Source organism: Symmachiella macrocystis (assembly GCF_007860075.1).
Classification (GTDB): Bacteria; Planctomycetota; Planctomycetia; order Planctomycetales; family Planctomycetaceae; genus Symmachiella; species Symmachiella macrocystis.
The window spans coordinates 485,993-504,098 of sequence record NZ_SJPP01000002.1 but is presented as its reverse complement, the minus strand read 5'-3'; the positions used below and the strand labels follow the sequence as shown (position 1 = coordinate 504,098).

At 53.9% G+C, this 18,106-nt stretch carries 14 protein-coding genes and 1 pseudogene; 7 read left to right on the top strand and 8 right to left on the bottom strand.

Annotation, left to right across the window (positions count from 1 at the left end; translation table 11 throughout):
* Positions 1–123: 123 nt before the first annotated feature.
* Positions 124–1,131, bottom strand: a complete 1,008-nt coding sequence (locus CA54_RS20015) for a dihydrodipicolinate synthase family protein (protein WP_197532651.1) — start codon at positions 1,129–1,131, stop codon at positions 124–126.
* A gap of 615 nt (positions 1,132–1,746) precedes the next feature.
* On the opposite strand from CA54_RS20015, the gene CA54_RS20010 reads away from it, so the two are divergent.
* Together CA54_RS20010 and queF are read left to right on the top strand one after the other, a co-directional pair.
* Positions 1,747–2,181 carry a PilZ domain-containing protein gene (locus CA54_RS20010; RefSeq protein WP_146372761.1) on the top strand — a complete coding sequence of 145 codons (435 nt, stop codon included), beginning with the start codon at positions 1,747–1,749 and terminating at the stop codon, positions 2,179–2,181.
* Between the two features lie 102 nt (positions 2,182–2,283).
* Positions 2,284–2,646: a preQ(1) synthase gene (queF, locus tag CA54_RS20005; RefSeq protein ID WP_145376621.1), complete on the top strand. Its 363-nt coding sequence runs from the start codon at positions 2,284–2,286 to the stop codon at positions 2,644–2,646.
* 78 nt (positions 2,647–2,724) lie between these two features.
* Here the strand turns inward: queF and CA54_RS20000 are convergent, their stop codons facing one another.
* The 5 genes from CA54_RS20000 to floA form a co-directional block, all read right to left on the bottom strand.
* Positions 2,725–4,203 (bottom strand): cytochrome c peroxidase, encoded by a 1,479-nt coding sequence (locus tag CA54_RS20000; protein WP_231963140.1) that lies wholly within the window; start codon positions 4,201–4,203, stop codon positions 2,725–2,727.
* 111 nt (positions 4,204–4,314) lie between these two features.
* The gene (locus CA54_RS19995) at positions 4,315–4,908 is read right to left on the bottom strand and encodes a glutathione peroxidase (protein WP_261343747.1); all 594 of its coding nucleotides are present in this window, start codon (positions 4,906–4,908) and stop codon (positions 4,315–4,317) included.
* A gap of 188 nt (positions 4,909–5,096) precedes the next feature.
* Positions 5,097–5,834 carry a 3-keto-disaccharide hydrolase gene (locus tag CA54_RS19990; RefSeq protein WP_146372760.1) on the bottom strand — a complete coding sequence of 246 codons (738 nt, stop codon included), beginning with the start codon at positions 5,832–5,834 and terminating at the stop codon, positions 5,097–5,099.
* Positions 5,835–5,989: 155 nt separating this feature from the next.
* A complete protein-coding gene (locus tag CA54_RS19985; protein WP_146372759.1) occupies positions 5,990–6,229 on the bottom strand; it encodes a hypothetical protein in 240 nt (79 codons plus the stop codon).
* Between the two features lie 143 nt (positions 6,230–6,372).
* Complete coding sequence (floA, locus tag CA54_RS19980) at positions 6,373–7,368, bottom strand: flotillin-like protein FloA (protein WP_146372758.1); 996 nt, start codon at positions 7,366–7,368, stop codon at positions 6,373–6,375.
* Positions 7,369–8,146: 778 nt separating this feature from the next.
* On the opposite strand from floA, the gene CA54_RS19975 reads away from it, so the two are divergent.
* From CA54_RS19975 to CA54_RS19970, 3 genes are all read left to right on the top strand, one after another.
* Positions 8,147–8,743: a hypothetical protein gene (locus tag CA54_RS19975; RefSeq protein ID WP_146372757.1), complete on the top strand. Its 597-nt coding sequence runs from the start codon at positions 8,147–8,149 to the stop codon at positions 8,741–8,743.
* Between the two features lie 307 nt (positions 8,744–9,050).
* Positions 9,051–9,224, top strand: coding sequence for a hypothetical protein (locus CA54_RS29525; protein WP_197532650.1), 174 nt, complete (start codon positions 9,051–9,053; stop codon positions 9,222–9,224).
* Positions 9,225–9,695: 471 nt separating this feature from the next.
* Positions 9,696–10,388 carry a lysophospholipid acyltransferase family protein gene (locus CA54_RS19970; RefSeq protein WP_146372756.1) on the top strand — a complete coding sequence of 231 codons (693 nt, stop codon included), beginning with the start codon at positions 9,696–9,698 and terminating at the stop codon, positions 10,386–10,388.
* A 69-nt stretch (positions 10,389–10,457) separates the two neighbouring features.
* Here the strand turns inward: CA54_RS19970 and CA54_RS19965 are convergent, their stop codons facing one another.
* Positions 10,458–12,227: a cation:proton antiporter domain-containing protein gene (locus CA54_RS19965; protein WP_146372755.1), complete on the bottom strand. Its 1,770-nt coding sequence runs from the start codon at positions 12,225–12,227 to the stop codon at positions 10,458–10,460.
* 453 nt (positions 12,228–12,680) lie between these two features.
* Between CA54_RS19965 and CA54_RS19960 the strand changes: the two genes are divergently transcribed.
* Positions 12,681–14,513 (top strand): hypothetical protein, encoded by a 1,833-nt coding sequence (locus CA54_RS19960; protein ID WP_146372754.1) that lies wholly within the window; start codon positions 12,681–12,683, stop codon positions 14,511–14,513.
* A 1,104-nt stretch (positions 14,514–15,617) separates the two neighbouring features.
* Positions 15,618–16,739 (top strand): annotated as a pseudogene (locus CA54_RS29890) (HsdM family class I SAM-dependent methyltransferase); the annotation flags it as partial.
* A gap of 200 nt (positions 16,740–16,939) precedes the next feature.
* Here CA54_RS29890 and CA54_RS19950 read toward each other — a convergent pair.
* Positions 16,940–17,581, bottom strand: a complete 642-nt coding sequence (locus tag CA54_RS19950) for an ankyrin repeat domain-containing protein (protein WP_197532646.1) — start codon at positions 17,579–17,581, stop codon at positions 16,940–16,942.
* Between the last annotated feature and the right edge of the window lie 525 nt (positions 17,582–18,106).

The window sequence follows — 18,106 nt, the reverse complement described above, 5'->3', positions numbered from 1 at the left end:
GGGCAAGTCGTTTCAGACCAGACGTGGTTTTTTTAACCGTGTCACTGCGGCGACCGGTTCGTCGGTCAAGTCATTGATGACCGGCGAGCAACGAGGGTGGGAAGTCTTCCGCGAACAAATCAGCTACGGAATCTGCCGAAACTCCGCGTCGAATACGGCGCGGCAGGTTTGATGTTCCTCATCGCTCAACCCCAGATATGGGGGGAGCATGCGTGTGGGGAATTGTGGATCACGCAGCCACAGGAAGGTCTTGTCATAACAGCCATCGATCATCCGCCGCTGACAATGGGCAAATAGACGCCGAGTGACGCCGTGCAGTAAGGCAGTGATGCGAAATAGCTCGGGCAGATCATCGTCCAACCCTGCCTGGAACAGTCGCCAAGTGGTCTCGGGGAATAGTCCCGCCTGGCTGCACAGCAGCGAACATTCGCCCATCGAGCAACCCATGGCATAATTTGACTCGAGCAGAAAATGCTGCAAATCGGGTGTATGTTTCAGTAGGTCCGCGGTGCGGGCGTAGTCGGTGGAACTGTTTTTGGTGGCGACGAGATTCGGCACAGTATCGGCGATGCGACGATACTCCGCTCCACCGATGATCCGCCCCACGCGCGGCAGGTTGTAATGCAGGAATCGGCAATCGGGGAATGCGCCGCACACCGATTTGAAGAAAAGCATGGTTTCGGATTCATCGAGCGGGCCCCAACTGGGCAACGAGATTTGAAACATGCGGATGCCGTAGTGATAGGCGCAAGCAATCCGTTCGGTGATCTGTTCCATGGAGAGCGCGATCACGCCGACTTGTGGATCGAGTCCCTCGCCGACGGTCAACTCCGCAAAGGTTTGTACAACCTGCTGAAACCGGTGATCGCTGAGCGCATAGCCTTCACCCGCGGTGCCCATCACATACAAGCTGCTGTAACCTGCCTGTAAGAACCTGTTAACATGCTCGGTGAAGGCTGCGACATCGAGTTCCCAGTTTTCGGTCCAAGGGAGCATACAAGCCGCCAAATTGCAGCGAGGGTAACGCATGGCGATGGGGGGGGCTTCGATCATCGGCGGTTCATGCTCCAGTTGGCCGGGAAGTTTCTTGCGCCGCTCAAACGGGAGCGGGGTGTCTGACTGTAGGCGCACAAAAAAACCGCCCGAATTGATTCGGGCGGTTATCAGTCTATCGTAATTGTTCAAACCTTTCATAAAAGTGGGCCTAAAAACCGAAGCGATTTGCGAATCGCACGGCACGGTGCTGGGCATACCATCGACGCTTGGCAATGTTCGACGAATGTCGTCGTTTTCGGGTTCCATCGGGCATTGTGCCAGTCTCCACCATGTCGGGCAAAATATGTGATTCTCTGCGAGGGGGTGTTACCGCGGCTTTTATTTGACAATCCCTTGTGATTTGTCGTTGTGTGGTTGGCCGGGTTGTGTCTTGCCTCACCAAGCAGGATCACAAACCGCTGACAAAACCGGACACACATTTTTCCAGAAACTGCATGGATTGCGTTATCCAGTATTCGATGTCTGGAAGTGGCCCGTAGGATTATTCGTTGCACCTCTTACAACAGTACCCTGAAGGAGGGCTGTCGCACTGTCTCGGGCATTCTGACGACGGTTTTCTGGGCCGAATCATTGAAACGTGAGCTATCTTGGTGGTGTTACAAAATTGCGATTTTTCGCTTTGACGATTGCGATGTTTTCCCAGACACCGATTCCCGGCCGTATCTCTGGTCAGTAACTAGCGAACCAACGATGGAACAATTCTCACCACCGGCTCCCTTGACGGACAGTCAAGATGAAGAAGCGATTCGACTCTTAAATGATCTCGATCATTGGGCGGATCGCTGCAAGGGGCATTATTCCACAAAACGAACGCAGCCTCGCAATACCTTTCGGCAGCGCGTTGCGGTGTTCGTCCCGGACGGGTATACGCAGTTCGCCGAAAAGACGGTGCACTACTCGTTCGAGGCTTGGGCCCGCAACCTTTCCTCAGGCGGCCTTTCGTTACTGTATCCCGGGCAACTCAAGTTTGAGAAGGCGATTGTTTGCCTCAGTCCAGACCAAGAACAAAAAAAGTATTTTTACGTACGCACGACCCGTAATCGCCGAGTCTCGCAGGAATTCTGGGAATATGGACTGCAATTCGAAGGCGTGGTGGACGACAACGAGTCTCCGTTGATCGATTAGCAACGCGATTTTCCACCCCAGCGAATTGGTCCGCAGCCGACACCTCACTACAATGCACTCTGGATAGATTTTTCCAGAGTGGCAACAGAAAGGGTGTCCCGCATGGCTGAAGGTTTTCGCCAGGAATTGGAAACGTTTGAAAACCAGTTTCCTGATCGCGACTATACAATCGAAACGATTTGCCCCGAATTCACATCGGTCTGTCCCAAGACTGGACAGCCCGATTTTGGCGAACTGACGATTACGTACGTTCCCGACAAATTGTGCTTCGAGCTGAAGTCGCTCAAAATGTACCTGCAGCGTTTTCGCAACCATGGCGCATTTTATGAGCATGTCACCAACTTGATACTGGATGACCTGGTTGCCGTCACTCAACCGCGCTCGATGACAGTTCACGCGGCGTTTACACCGCGCGGCGGCATTCGCACCAATGTGATTGCGCAGTACACCGCTGAAAATCAATAAAAAAAGCCCGACCACGCAATGGCGCGGCCGGGCAGAATTGATTGCGTTTTCCCCTGTTGGGAGGCGAATCGAATGGTCCTACTTGGGTAGTCGGTTGCGCTCAACTTTGGGGAACGGTCCCGTGAGCGCTTTCATGAACTCCACCAAATCAGCCTTGTCCTGATCGGTCAGGTCCAGCTTCTTGATCTTGTCGCTTAGGTGCGGATTGGGATGTCCTCCCTTGGCGTACCATTCGACAACCTCTTCCAGCGTTTGCTGGCTGCCGTCATGCATGTACGGAGCTGTGAATTCGACGTTGCGTAACGTGGGAGTTTTGAAGGCACCGTGGTCCTTCTTCTCCTTGGATTCTGTGAAACGGCCGAGGTCCGGATCATCGACATCCATTCCTACGCCCAGATTGTGATATTGCTCGTCGGTGAAGTTTGCACCGGCGTGGCAGGCCTTACAGTCGGTTTTCTGTTCATCGAAGAACAGCGCCCAGCCGCGTTGGGCGCTTTCCGACATCGGATGAGCCTCTGCGTCTTTCTTGGCTTGCTCGATTTCTTCATAGAACTCCGGATCATCGGTTTTGATTTCGGCCAATTCTTCGTCGCTCAGATCGGCAAACCGTTTGGCGTTCTCGGCATAGTCAAACGGTGATGCGCCGGTGACGATCACGCGTTCGAATGAGGCGAGTGCGCGTCCAACGTTATCGATCGTGACCCCTTCGTCACCGAAAATCGACTCGAATTGCAAACGATAACCGTCGATGCCCTTCAGGCAAACCACGCACGCGTCGTGTGTATTACCCATTTCGATGGGGTTGGCGATCGGCCCGACCGCTTGGGCTTCCAGTGATTCGGCGCGACCATCCCAGAATTGTTTGTCGCTTAAGATACGGTTGTAGCTGACCGGCGAATTGCGGCCGCCTTCTTGTCCGTTGACACCCACTCCAAATTGAGTCTGTCGTGCAAATCCTTCCTCGGGATCGTGGCAACTGGCACAACTGATGGTTGTGTCGGAGGAGAGCCGTGGATCAAAATACAACTGGCGGCCCAACTCGATTTTGGCAAGCGTGAGGGGATTCTCGTCAAGGCCCTTGATCGCTGCTTGTGCCGAGGCCATTCCCAACGGCAATTGAAAGTCGATGACCTTGTGGTTTTTGGGGTCTTCGAGCCATTTTGTGATTTCCTCAGTCGTCAGCGGTCCTTCGCCTGGAATTCCCGCTGTGAGAGGCGAGTCCACCGTCGGCGGCTTCGCCGCTGGTTTTTTCTCAGGAGCCGCTTTCTTTTCGCTAGCGGGTTCAGCCGGTGCCTTGGCGACTACCGTTTCAGATGGTGTTACCTCTGCCTCGGCTTTAGGCTCTGCTTCTGGCTTGGCGACAGGTTCGGCTGTCGCATCTGCGACCTCTTTGGCCTCCGGTTCTGTGGCTGTTTTAGATTCGACTGGGGTGTCGGTTGAAGCGGCGGTCGATGAACCGGGCGTGGCGGCATCATCCTTTTTTGCTGCGCATCCCGGCATGACTGCCATGAGCAACACGGCGCACAGCCATGTCATTCGTTGGTTTCGTAACTGCATTCACTCACCTCCAGGATTTAATAGCGGAAATCTCGGTTGTCTGGTTGCCTTGGCAACTTTAAATCGTAGCACCGGCGAGGCCCCGGTGCGGATCCTTGTCTTTCGTCGTGTCTATTTCTTTGCCAGTTCCGCTTCGACGGCTTTGATCACCTCGGGTGCATCGGGCTTCACGGGGGTGCGGAAGCGGGCGACAACTTTTCCGTCGCGGTTGATCAGAAACTTCTCGAAGTTCCATTCTACTTCGCCGACATCTTCCAGCCCCGTTTTTTTGGACGTCAGGAATTTGTACAGCGGGGCGGCATCTTCGCCATTGACTTCGACCTTCGAAAACATGTCAAACTTGACACCATAATTCTCTTCACAGAAAGCGATAATTTCCTCGCTCGTACCCGGTTCTTGTTTGCCGAATTGATTGCAGGGGAATCCGAGAACCGCCAGTCCTTTCTCGCCATATTTTTCGTGCAACTCTTCCAATTGCTTGTATTGCTTCGTTGCTCCACATTGACTTGCCGTATTGACGATGAATAAGACCTTGCCTTTGTACTTCGAGAGGTCGATTTTTTTGCCTGTGAGCGACTTCATCTCTTGGCTGAACACCGGATGCTCCTTTTTTTTGCCTGAGTCTTTTTCCTTGTCCTTTGCGGCGAAGCTCAACGAGGCCAACATCATGACCAGACCAGTGGCGACAATCAATGAGAGTTTCATGTGTCGTTCCTTTCTCGCCGGCCAAGTACGTAAAGTTGCTCGCCGACGAAATCAAATAAGTGGGAATTTGTAGAACCAGTTTCAAAACCCAGTTGCGCTTGTTCTCGAAACGTTCAGGTCAGTGTCAGCGGGACGCGTCAGAGGGTTTTGAAACTACTTGTAGGTAGGGTGGCCCGCGCTCAATTATGTCACGGTAGCTCACGAATTCGCAAGTCACGGAATTCTATGGGGGAACCCTCAGATTCCAAGCATAAATATCCGGTCCGCGGATCACACTCTGTGCCGCCGGAGACTTCTTCGCCGTTGACCCACAAGCGAACCTCTCCGTTGACCGCTCGGATATAATAGTGATTCCACTCTCCTACCCCTTTGCTGAGGTTTTTGGAAGGGAAACTGCGACGGCCGTTGGGAGCAAAGGGAGGGAATGGCTTCATTTTCGAATTCCCCACAGGAAAGACGTCGCCGTGCGTGGTGAACCAGTCCGACTTTTTGCCGTTTTTCTTTTCGAAATTCTCGGCATACCCGTGATCGAGGACTTGGTTTTCGATTCCGTGCGGCAATTTTCCCGGCTTAAGTCCCTCCAGCGAGGCGGGCGGAGTCCAGATGAAGACGCCGGAATTGCCGGCTGACTTCAGGTGCCGCCACTGTACCACCAATTCCATGTTGGTGTAGGTCTTGTTCGAACGAATCACACCGACCGGCTTGCCTGTGCAATGGAACGTCCCGTCTTGGAAGCTCCAAGTGTCCTTGTCGCAATTGACGTTGGTGAAATCCTCGAGTGTGAGCGATTTCCAGCCGGGCCCAGTGCCATTGATCTTGGCGGCTGTCACGGTTGACTGTGTTTTGTCCTCGTCCGCGCGGCAAAACAGCGTTGCGGATACGAGAATACCGGCGATGAGCAGGATCGAGCCAAAGTGTGTTTTCATCAGTAGGTACCGAATCGTGGAATGTGCCTGGAAAGAACGATTGTCTCAGCAGGCTATCATACCGCGACGGCAGCGCGCACGCGAGTCGTGGGAACCGGCGAATAGCAAAGGCCGACCCACAATACTTGCAGACGCTGTGCCGTGCGCTGCGAGGGCTATGTCCCGCTGGATTCGATAATTCGTTCCAGGTGTTGTTCGCGGCTTTTTTCCAGGCGGAAGGTTACTTCTGAGACTTTACCTTCGTCGTTGGGGACAAAATCAACGATGACACCCTGTTGATAGAGCGCATCCCAGCCGGGGTCGACCGCTTGAATCGGATCCCAGAAACTGAGTCGTTCAAGTCGTTTGAGAGAATTCGTCGTATGCGATTCGGTTTTGATCGATTCAATCGACAAAGTGACATCAAACGAACGACTCTGAAAAAGGCGTTTTCTTAAAGTCACGCCGTACTCAGTCCAACATTTTTTTTCTAACGGCAAAATGAAGTCCTCCGAAACTACGTTGTTGTAGCCACTACGACCAATATGTCAGTCGTAGTTTAATGGCCATTGTCTGTCCAGCGAGATCCAGTGGACGCGACGCTCCTGCGTTCGGCATCCGGTGGCCCGTCCATTCCCAATTGGCCCGCTCGAAAGGCATGAGCAATCGCGGCGGGGACTTGCGCCTCCGCCAGGACAACCCGTGCCTGATTTTCGCGCGTGAGCGCCTTCATTTCTTGTTCAAAAGCAATTGCGGCCGCGAGGCGTTCCTCGGCCTTGGCGCGGGCGATCCGGATGTCCGCCTCCGCTTGATCCGTTTGCAGGCGAGCGCCCACGTTTTCTGCCACGTCGATGTCGGCGATGTCGATGGAAACGATCGAAAAGGCCGTTTGCGAATCCAATCCGCGTTCCATGACTTGATGGCTGATGCGAACCGGTTCGGCCAGCGCTTCTGCATAGGTTTCACAAGAGCCGATCGCCGAAACGACCCCTTCGCCGATGCGGGCGATGACTGTTTGTTCCGTGGCACCGCCGATTAACTGCAGGAGGTTGGTGCGGACCGTTACGCGGACGCGGACTTTGAGTTGAATCCCGTCCTTGGCGACGGCGGAGATCATCGAAGCTCCCACGACGTCCGGGTCGGGGCAATCAATCACCTTGGGATTGACGCTGACTTGGACTGCATCCAGGACATTGCGGCCGGCTAGGTCAATGGCGGCGGCGGTGTCCCAATCGAGACTGATTTTGGCGCGGTGCGCGACGATCAGCGCGAGGACCACTTGCAGCAAATTCCCCCCGGCGAGCACATGGGCTTCCAGTGCTTGTGTCGTGATCGAATCCAATCCGGCTTGTACCGTCATCACCTTCGCTTCCACGATGGTCCGCGGATTGACTTTTCGTAGCGACATCATCACTAACGCTGCCATGCTGATGCGCGTACCGGTGACAGTTGCCCACAGCCAGAGACGAAAGTATTTGGCGACTAAAAACAGGCTGCCCAACGCAAGAAGCGCTAGCACAGCCATTCCAAGCCATTTCAGCAGGTCAGGAATCATGGCCCGCCTTAGTCACGTTTGGTCGCGGTCAGAATTTGCCCGCATTGGCAAATGGTTTTTCGTACATGAACAACCGCTTTGCATTTGCGGCACAGCCTTTGCCACGCATGCAGTCCTGATGTGCTCTTGGGTTCGACCGGTTTGGGAGAACGTTTGTATTCCGCCAAACGTTCCGCATCGGCTTGCTCAGCCGCACATTGTGGATGAATACCTTCGGCCGAGTAACTCGTAAAACCGCAGACGGGACAACGCTTCCGCAACGGAGCCGAATATAAAGGGACCGGCTTACTTATCATCTGCATCTCCGATAACGATTGACCGATCTATGGATTGCGAAGTGTGCGATAGGGATGCCGTGACGAATTCGTCGTAAGCATCACATTCCGGGCCTCGTCTCTCGATGTTAATCCCGTTGTAAATTCTGCTAACAATTGGTGTGCCAGTCGTTGATGGACTGACCATGAAAGCTTGGTCTCCCCATCCTGCGGCGACCGGTTGTGTTCATTCCAGCAAAAAAAGAATCGTCACCCCAGGTCGCAAACCTAACCGACCTGGTGATTCGGCAGCGAGTCTGTCGCATTGTCCCAGTGCTGTCGCGTCACTTGGGTGACAACACCAATTGCCCCTGCGTGGAGGTCGCAAAGAACGAATAGCCGCCACTGGGGAAGCCACTGCGCGCCATCGATGAAATTCTTGCGGACAATGTGCACTTGCATTTTTAGCACATACAAATATAGTATGTCCGACCCTGTTGGTTGTCAACAGTAGGAGCCAAACCATGAAAAACGTCGTCATAACCCGCGAAGTCTTTCTTGAGGATCGACAAGGAAAAACATTCGCCGACGTCGTCAACGACCCGGATCAGCCCTTTTATGCCGTACTCGAGTTTTTCAGCTCTGCCGATCGGCAGCGGCGTATGGAGGAAGCTGAGATTCATCATGACCGGTCTCCTTTGGCCGGCGTTGTTCGGGAGTTAGAAGCGACACCGATTATTGATCAGTTTCTGAACGAGATTCATACGCGTCGCAGCAACCGGTTGCGGCAGGCGATCGGCGTGGTGGTGCGTATCGTCATGCAACGTCGAGGTTGGCGGAAAACAGGACGTAAAGGGTCCCTAGGCGTGCGTGCAGCAAAAACCGAGAAGCGGTCGCCCCACCACAATACGGGGGGATTAGCATTTTGGTTCATCCGCGGCGAGCGATATGAACTTGAGGACGGCATGCCTTATCAGTCGGTCCGAGAACGCTGCAAAGCCTTTGAAACCGATTCACCGAGCGACGCGACTAATAAGTTGAGCGACGCATCCAAAAAGCTCAAGCAAGACAACAATTCCAACAGGCAATCAAAGTCAACGAATTCAGCGGCGGTGAATTGAAGATCTCGCTACTTCACCTGGCGTCGTTTGTGCAGATGCCATAAATGAAGGATTAGACGAGGTCTCAACAGGCAAGGAAGCAGCGTTCACGATCGTTGGTTTGCGATGCAAGCCGGCAGTGAGAGTAGATGAATTGAAAAGAACTGGCGCCTGACCGGCGGTTACTTTGTGGTGACCGTTTGTTGTGCAGGTGATTCTCGCAATCGGCTGCAGGGAGACAACGAGCCCCCCGACCGGTAGTGCGACAACTGAATGGAGAACAAACATCGCCAAGAATCAAAATACCTACGCCAAGCGTCAACGTGAAATGGAAAAAAAAGTCAAAGCCGAACAGAAACGGGCACGTCGTCTCCAACGCAAAAATGGTATCCCGGCGGACATCAGGGCGGATGATTCCGAGTCCCCGGACGGTTTAGAAACCGCGGTTGAAGAAGACGACGCGAACCTCGAAAATGACGTCAATGCCGATCCACCGGCCTGATACGAGACGCTGTGTTGCGTGTATTCGGTAGCCGATATGCTCGACAGTGCATACGAGCAAACGCATGAACGTGCAGCGGATTGAATCGTCTCGATAAATCCATGGTCGTCAGTTATAGGAGTCGTTCTTTGGTTGGTCCAGAAAGTGTTTGGGACTCTCAATTGCACCAATCGCAGCCCGTCGCATATAACGTCCAACCAGGATTAAACGGTTCGCTTGCCTCGAAGTTCGTATCTTTACTCTGATGCAAACGCTAAACCGTGAGCGTGCAATATCGCGGTACAATTGAGGCGTTCGTGTTGCGTCGTAGCGGTCGACAGCCTTGGATTGCTGGATTGCTGGATGGTTGGGTGGCCTGGGACGATGTATTCAATTGCGTTCAGACGACGCGGATGTTGCGTGACCACGCGTGCCCTGTGACCATTCGTATGGCGGGCCGAATTCGACTGAGGCTGACTTAAGGAACTAGGGATGTCATTCGTAAGGAGGGTTGAAGCTTGGTTGCTCGCATTTTCTATGCTGGCATTGCGGGCTACGTGCCGGATTAAGTTGCACAACGACCCGCGACCCGCGCTCAAGGCATCGCAAACCGCTTATGTCTATTCGATACTACACGCCCATCAGGTGTCAGCGGCTATCGAGCGTGAGAAGGGGACGGCGGCCATGGTGTCGCAGTCGATCGATGGCGACCTGCTCTTACCAGGGTTTTGGGTATTGGGCATCAAGCCCATTCGCGGCTCAAATCGCGCTCACAACCAAGACAAGGGTGGACGTTCGGCGCTGAATGAGTTAATTGCGCATGTACAGGGAGGATCTCCCGCCTATATCGCTGTCGACGGTCCCCGCGGACCACGCAACCATATTCGTAAGGGCATCGCGGTACTGTCGCGCGAATCCAATGCTACGGTATTGAACATCATTGCCGTGCCCACGCGGCGGTGGATCTTGCGAAAAACGTGGGATCGATTGCAGATTCCCAAGCCATTTTGCCGTATCGACGCCTACTTCGCTGAACCATTGCAACCCACAGAATCAGAGACCGTCGAAGAGTATCGCCGTCGCATCCAAACGTCCCTCAATGAGTTGGAGGCGAGTTACGACGGGGATGAACCGGTTCAAGCAGCTGCGCTGCGAAAAGCAAAAGCTGCCCGAACGGCTGACTGATCGATCCGGTTGAGACGGCTTGATTCCAGCGTTCCAAACGTGTTTGGTTGGTGCTGGCGATACACGTCTTCAATTCTGCTCGCCTGAGTCGCGCACACGGGCCATGGCATCTTCCAGGAAGTAATTAATATCTTCGGCGTTTTCGGCGTGCAGGACATCATAGGCATGAGCGGCGCTGCGGGCATGGTACAGTTGCTCACGAAAGTTGATGTTGCGCGTAATGGCCGTTGCAATGGCAGCGAGGACTTCGAGGTGCCTTTTGCGGTCCGCTTTGGGTGTGGCGAGCAACAGCACCGCATGCACGGGCCCGTCCGGCGCGCCGATGTTCAGCCCTTTGGAGCTAATTCCCAAAATACCCGTAATGTTTGTCCCCTCTTCCAATTCGGCATGCGGAATCATCAAGCCTTTGGAAAGAAAGGTTGATTCCAATTGCTCGCGCTCAAGCACCTTTTGGACGAACTCGTCCTGTGGAAGGGCCGGTGTGATATTTGTGGAGTAAAGTTGAGAAGCGAGAGAACGGATAATCTCGTCTTTGGTCGTGCCGGTGATGTTTACCGAGATGTGGTGTTCATCCAGGAAATCCAACAATCGTGGGAAATCTTTGTCCTTCTCGCCCGCCCTCTCGAGTGCGAATCGTGCTCCGCTCGGCCCCAGCAACTGGTTGATGGCCAGCGCTGCCAGTCCGACCGTTGTGACTGTTGCAGCAACATCGCTCAAGTGTGGGACCGACTGCACGATAATGATTAGACCGACGGCGACGCCCCCGTGTGGCACCAATGCCAGTCCCAAATAATTTCGCACGCGTTTGGGAACATCCGCGATCGACATGGCGGCAAAAGCACCGGCATATTTACCGAGGAATCTCGCCAGAAAGAACAGTACCACCAACCCCGCCGCTTGCATGACCAGCGCGAAGTCGAGCTTCATACCGGCCAACGTGTAAAAGGCAGCGAACAGCACGCCGCCAATAGAATGCAAGTAGGCTTCTGTGGAACGCACAGTATCGTGACGAACGTTGGAGACGACGATTCCGGCGAAGGTGCAGGCCAGGATACTCGATGCTCCGAAACCGGTTGCGGCACCCCAGGCACCTAAAATTACGGCAACCATTATTGGCCCCAGAAAGGCTGGGCCGACGATCGTACGCGTTAGTCCCAGCGCAATCATGGAGCAGCTGGTCCCCACAAGAAAAGCGACTCCAAACTCACGCGCCACGGAAATTAGTGCGGTCGGCCAACTACTATGCCATGAGACAACGTCACCCGCGTCTTGAGCAAGATAGGAAACGACGAACGTAAAAACCCCGACCGCGACCATGTCAATCAATGCGACTGCGGCGATCAACGTGCGCGTGAGAATTCCTTTGGCGCGAGCCTCTTGTACGACCAGCACGGTCGTCCCGGGAGCACCGGCGATCGCGATGGCCGCCAGAATTAAACAGACGCGGATCGTCATATTCTCCGGATCGATCCAGCCCCCCAAAAAGTACATTGCCAGCACGACGATAGTGGGTGTAAACAGAGCTTCGCCTAATAGCAAAAACCCAAGCCGTTTTCCCGCATTACGTAAACTGGCAAAGTGCAATGCCGCCCCGACCGTAAAGGCGATGTAGCCGAGCACAAAATCCATGAACCGATCAAACCCGGCCACCGCTCCGCTCGTCAAACCGGTGAAGGCGTCATGCTGTGGCTCAAAAGACCGCAGCAGAATTCCGGTGAAAATCCAACCCGTGACTTTGGGTAGACCGATGCGGCCAACGAGTTCGCCACCGACAATGCCGGCCACCAATACCACAGCAAGTTGGAAGAGCGAGTCATCAGGTGTGAAATGGATGTTCATGCCTGTGCCTTAGGGGCTGATCCCCAGAATGTGATTCCAAATCGGAGACAAGGCGTCCCATGGGGCCGCCGACATCGGGCATGCATAAAAAAAACCTGCATCGCAGGCGAACGCTGCTGAATACAGATTGTGGTTGTCGTCAGAGTCAAATCATCAAATCAGAACTTTACCGTTGTGAACGCAGGTCATATTAATAACGAGGATTTAAGGTTGTTGTCAAATGCACATGCTGCGAAACTCGACGGAGTTGATGATGATTTCTCCTCAATGGTCGAGTTCTGGCTGAGTTTTAATTCGCCGACGCACGCGCATTCCCGGTCCTGTTCCCACTATGATGGAGGGGAATATCAACTCGTTACATTGGGGGAGACTGCGGTCTCAATCAAGCGCGTTGTTTTGACCAAACGCGATACCAGACTCACCTCCCCAGGGACTTCCCCGTAAAGGAATTTCATGTTGTCGATTGGACTCACCATCGTGTTTTACTTGGCGGCGATAATCATCGTACGTCGCCGCTGTGAACCGCACAGTCAGATTCTGACTCTCGGCATCTTGCCGATGGTTTGGATTTCGCTGCTATCGTTGGCGGGTTTGTTTGAGACGTTGGTCGGTCTGCCCGCTACGGTCACGCTCGCCATGATTGCCATTGCCGTCGTCGTGCTGGCCGGACGGGAATTTCGCAGCGGAGGGGGAGGCTTTCCACGACCGGCAGACTGGGTTTCGGTGGTTTGCTTGACCGGATTCGCTGCGGTCGCTGTCGGAATTGCAGCTTACGCACATCGATTCGAGCCCTGGGGGGGGATTGATTCGATGTATACCTGGCAGTTAAGGGCACGCTTTCTGTTTGATGTGAACGGTCCTTGGACGAACGGGTTTTCAAACGACCTGGCGCTCTTGCATCCCGATTATCCGCCGATGTATTCGTGGGCGCTGTCCGCACTGTGGTCATTGGATGGGGCTGAGAAATCGAGTGCTGCGGTCTGCTTGTTTTTTCCAATATTTCCAGCTTGGGTTTTGTTGATGGCCGGGTGGTGGAAAACGCAGAACCCCGGATCGAACTTCCGGTTGACAATTCCGCTCGTCTGCTCAGTCGTGTTGCCAATCGCCGTTCGCATGAATGCCGGGTTAATGCTTGATTTGGTTTTAGCCTACGCGATTGCCGCTTCTGTTGCCTGGTTCGAATGGGGGCGACATCAAATATCGCGCACGACGTTCGCGACGGCTGCGTTTATTGCCGGGTGGGCTGCGTTGGTCAAAAACGAAGGGATTCTTTGGTTGCTGGTTTTCACGGCAACATCAATGTGGATCGGCACACGACGGAATTCTCCGATTCGTTTGAAAATGACATCGTCGGGATTCTTGAAGGCGTTAGTTGTTGGTGGAGCGGTTCCGCTGATATGTTTATTGATCTTCAAAGCCACCTTGGCACCCCCCTCGGATTTGGCCGACCCGGTCCGTGCCGCGCAGATATCCGAAGTCATTCAGCCGGAGGTCGTGCTGCTTCCCACATCGCTCTTGATTCGCGTGGATCAACTCTTCGAAGGCTTCCGCCATCAGCTAACGGTATCCTATTTTATTGAGAACATCGTGCCGAACTGGCGGGACTGGGGGATGTCTTTATGGATGCTTCCCGTGTTGACAGTGTGGGGATTCGTAGGGCGAAAACGAAAAGTCTCCGGTCTGTTTGTCGCGCTTTTGTTACAAGCTGTGGGCTATTATGTGATCTACTTGATGACCCCTTACTATCCGTATTGGCATCTCTCCACGTCGATGAACCGGTTGGTGTTGCATCTGTTGCCCGCATGGATCGGCGCCGTTGGGTTTGCGTCCGTTAAGTTGGAACAGTCCTCCAGCGACGCTACTCTCGCGGTAAACCGCTGGCAGGCGATCGCATCACGTGCTGCCGCTTGCTATCTGGTGGGTATGACGATTTTCATGGTGTGGCAAGCTGGCCAGATGTCGGTGGGATCAGCGGGACGGCCGGATGTGACGCAGCTAAAACAAATGGAATTTCCCGAGATCGCCGAAGCGTCGTTCGTCGCTCCCAACATCGATGCCTCAACGTTTTACGATGCGCAATTCATGGCCGTGCCGACCGTGTTGCTGGCAGATCGCCGCGCTGAGGTGTTGTTGGCACGCTTTCCCAATGAGCGGGAACTTCGAGCGTATTGCGCCGCTAATGGTTGGGATCTGCAGAAGAACATCGGCGGATTCGGCTGGGCACGCAATACCGGCGGGCAAGGATTGCTCCAACCGGGGCGAGGTCTATTTGGCAATGCTCAATAGAAGTCGAAGAACGCCCCTGGGAAATCTCATTTGCCCTACCCTACCCGGCTCAGCATTGCAAACGATACCCGACTGCGAACAAAAAAACTCCTGCATTTGCAGGGTAATTCGAAAGCATGCGTAAAGAGGCGCATGCATCGAGTGGGCGATACAGGACTCGAACCTGATAACGTAACTGACTGCGCTGGCGATAGCTTAGAACAACCAGCAGAACAAGGCGTTGCGAAATCCGGTGCAGTTGATGATGGCTTGGCCCAGTTGGTCGAAATCTGGACGCGATTATCTGCATGCGAACGAACCACCGTCATGAGAGTAATTCATGCCGCCGTTGGCTTACGGTGAAGCCCGTCATCCAAAATCTTGCGAAAGTATTTCACCAGCGGAGCACATGGACTGGCGAACTGCCCAAGATGGCAGGTTGCTCCTCCGTCTCTACTGCGCTAATTCAGTCACCCTATGGAGAAGCTGTCGGGCCGCTCTATAGCGTGATCACTTTGAGCTTTAAGTAAGGCCAAATATTGAAATCCTTGTTTTTATGATCAGGTATTGAGGCAGTTTGAACGACCTACTACCACAAACCATTATCGGTCCACGTGGATCCATTTTCTCCTTGTAGTACTAAAATGGTATCTTCACGACGCATCAAAGGAACGACCTCGACGGCACGACGCCACAGACGGAGGTCTTCTCGTTTGATGTGGTCTGAGATCTGCCTAAAGCGGCGTCCCCCAAAAAACAATGGGATACTGAGCAAAACACAGACTGCGACCCCGACCCATCCACGCACGCCAGGCGATTCAAACCAAGCAAATAGCAGGGACCCCAGTACAAGAACTGTTCCAGCAAGATGTGATAGGCAACCTAGCCCAGCGTAGCCTTCTTCTTCCGTCAAATAAGGAGAATCCGTCGATAGATGATCCGCCGATCGATTTTGCAATTGTTTTTAACAAAGTGCCAAGATAGTACAACGATTTCGTACGATTCTTGATCAAAGCTCACCACCTCAATCCTACCCCACCACGATGATCGCCTCCTGCACGTGTTGGCGCGAACGGCAGACACTATCAAAAGAGTACAAGGGGTAGGCGTCGCTCGCCAGAAAATTCCCAGTCCGGCCAGTTGTTCTACAACACCTCGCCGCTGGACATCAAAAAGCTGATGGGTGATCAGGACAATATCGGCGAGAACATGTTCTCCTGCATCCAGGCCTTTTCGCCGGCTGTCCGCGATATTTTTGAGTGCTTCGACTTTCACGTTCAGGTTGACCGGCTGTCGCGGGCCAATCTGCTGTATTTGGTCACCGAAAAGTTTGCCAATGTCGATCTGCATCCTGAGGTCGTCAGTAATGAGCAGATGGGGTATGTGTTTGAGGAGTTGATTCGCAAGTTCGCGGAACTCTCCAACGAAACTGCCGAGGAGCACTTTACGCCGCGGGAAGTCATTCGCCTGATGGTCAACCTGCTGTCCATCGAGGATGACGACGCCCTGGTCAAGCCGGGGATTGTTCGCTCGCTGTACGATCCGACTGCCGGGGCCGGGGGGATGTTGTCGGTGGCGGAGGATCATCTCAGTGGGCAGAACCCCGATGCGCGGCTGGTGATGTATGGCCAGGAACTCAATGGCGAGTCGTACGCCATCTGCAAAGCCGACATGTTGATCAAGGGGCACGACATCATCCACGGCAACACGCTGTAGAGTGATGGCCTACCGGGCGAGCACTTCGACTACATGTTTTTCAATCCGCCGTTTGGCGTGGAATGGAAAAAGATTCAGAAGGAAATCAAAAAGGAACACGCCCAAGACGGCTTCAACGGTCGCTTTGGTCCCGGTCTGCCGCGTGTCAGCGATGGGTCACTGCTGTTTCTGATGCACATGATTTCCAAAATGCGGCCGACGAAGGATGGTGGCAGCCGGTTTGGGATTGTCCTCAATGGTTCGCCGTTGTTCACCGGCAATGCGGGAAGCGGGGAGAGCGAGATTCGCCGCTATGTGCTGGAAAACGATCGGCTGGAGGCGATCATCGGCTTGCCGACCGAAATGTTCTACAACACCGGCATCAGCACCTACATCTGGATCGTGACCAACCGCAAGCCGGCTGGCCGCAAGGGGAAGGTGCAGTTGATCGATGCCAGCGGTATGTGGCAGAAGATGCGGAAAAGTCTTGGTAGGAAACGCAAGGAACTGAACGACGAGCACATAGCCGAGATCATGCGGCTGTTTGGCAATACCGCGGTACTGTTCTCGGACTGCGCGGATGGATGACAATATGTTTGGCATCGCATCTTCCCTTTGTGGAATTCCTTTTGGCCTAGCTCAGATCAATGGTCTTATAGCCTAGCAAGGTCAGCCGTATAGACCTTGCGAATCAATCGAGATGCCTTGCTGCCAACGCACGAAGTATGCGGGGGCTGAAGGTACTTTTTGTTCTACTTTTCAAGTAATTGGACGACCTCGGCGTGGCCATTTTTCTTGGCAAAATCGCGCGCGGTATCACCATCCGTATCGCGAATGGCTGGATCTGCTTTGTGTTTCAAAAGCACCTGCACAACCTTTATTTGTCCCTCAGCCGCCGCGTGCATGAGCGCTGTAAACCCTTCGCCGGTATCGGCTGCATTGACTTCAGCACCTGCCTCAATCAACAACTCGACCGCTTCCGCATTGGCGCCAGTTGCGGCGAACATCAGTGCCGTACGCCCTGTTTCATCACGTTCCCCCACCGAGGCACCCTGCTCCAGCAATAGCTTGACCAGGGGAGTGTGACCGTTGAATGCGGCGAACATTAAGGCCGTGCGCTGCTGTTCGTCAGTCGTATTGACATCCATGCCCGATTCAATGGCCCGCTGGACGGTGTCAATCTTTCCGTGAAGTGCGGCATCCAAAAAGGCCGGTACCTCGAATGTGACTTTTTTGATTTCCTCTTTTGCGGAAGGGGCTGCATGCGTCTCGTGCGCGAAGGCTTTTTCTTCGACGGCTTGGTTCGAATCGTTCAATGGCCCCGCCGTTGTGTCCGAGACCGACTCGGTCGCCTTCTCGCAACCGACCAGGAGCAGCGGCACGGCAGCCAACATGAGTATTCGAGATCGCTGACCAACGCATGTTCGGTAAAGGTGGTTTTTCATGCGTCCATGGTAGCATCCCATTTCTCAAGTTGCCACAACTGACCTTTGCCATCCCATAGGTCTGCTAGATTCGACCCGTCGAACTTAATGTCAGCGTCGCACTTGGTAGAAGTGGCGTAGTTAATGTCTGCTGCTGCCCGCGCGGTCCAATAGTGTGAAATGGAATGTCGTCGTATGGCCCTGGTCGTGCTCTCGGCCAACTATGCCGCAATTTCGTGAGCCGAAGATATAGTCCGATTGAGACAATCCGCCGGCGTCGGTATTGTCCCAGAGCGTTCAGCGGGGGGAGTAACAATGCTATCTCAGGAACTGACAAAATGTTATCGCCCGCGCTTGGGACGGCACTTTGGGCAATCGACTGGGGAGGCTTGACGACAACCATCATAGACTGCATAGTGCGTTGGAACATCCTATCTCTGTCGCTTACGCGACCAGCTGCATTTTTCCGAGTTTCACTTCGCCCTTCAGAATGCA

Coding starts and splice junctions, on each gene's coding strand:
- CA54_RS29525 (WP_197532650.1), top strand. CDS start 9,051: ATGGAAAAAAAAGTCAAAGCCGAACAGAAACGGGCACGTCGTCTCCAA.
- CA54_RS19995 (WP_261343747.1), bottom strand. CDS start 4,908: ATGAAACTCTCATTGATTGTCGCCACTGGTCTGGTCATGATGTTGGCC.
- CA54_RS19970 (WP_146372756.1), top strand. CDS start 9,696: ATGTCATTCGTAAGGAGGGTTGAAGCTTGGTTGCTCGCATTTTCTATG.
- CA54_RS19950 (WP_197532646.1), bottom strand. CDS start 17,581: ATGTTGGCTGCCGTGCCGCTGCTCCTGGTCGGTTGCGAGAAGGCGACC.
- CA54_RS19965 (WP_146372755.1), bottom strand. CDS start 12,227: ATGAACATCCATTTCACACCTGATGACTCGCTCTTCCAACTTGCTGTG.
- queF (WP_145376621.1), top strand. CDS start 2,284: ATGGCTGAAGGTTTTCGCCAGGAATTGGAAACGTTTGAAAACCAGTTT.
- floA (WP_146372758.1), bottom strand. CDS start 7,368: ATGATTCCTGACCTGCTGAAATGGCTTGGAATGGCTGTGCTAGCGCTT.
- CA54_RS19990 (WP_146372760.1), bottom strand. CDS start 5,834: ATGAAAACACACTTTGGCTCGATCCTGCTCATCGCCGGTATTCTCGTA.
- CA54_RS19960 (WP_146372754.1), top strand. CDS start 12,681: ATGTTGTCGATTGGACTCACCATCGTGTTTTACTTGGCGGCGATAATC.
- CA54_RS20000 (WP_231963140.1), bottom strand. CDS start 4,203: ATGCAGTTACGAAACCAACGAATGACATGGCTGTGCGCCGTGTTGCTC.
- CA54_RS20010 (WP_146372761.1), top strand. CDS start 1,747: ATGGAACAATTCTCACCACCGGCTCCCTTGACGGACAGTCAAGATGAA.
- CA54_RS19975 (WP_146372757.1), top strand. CDS start 8,147: ATGAAAAACGTCGTCATAACCCGCGAAGTCTTTCTTGAGGATCGACAA.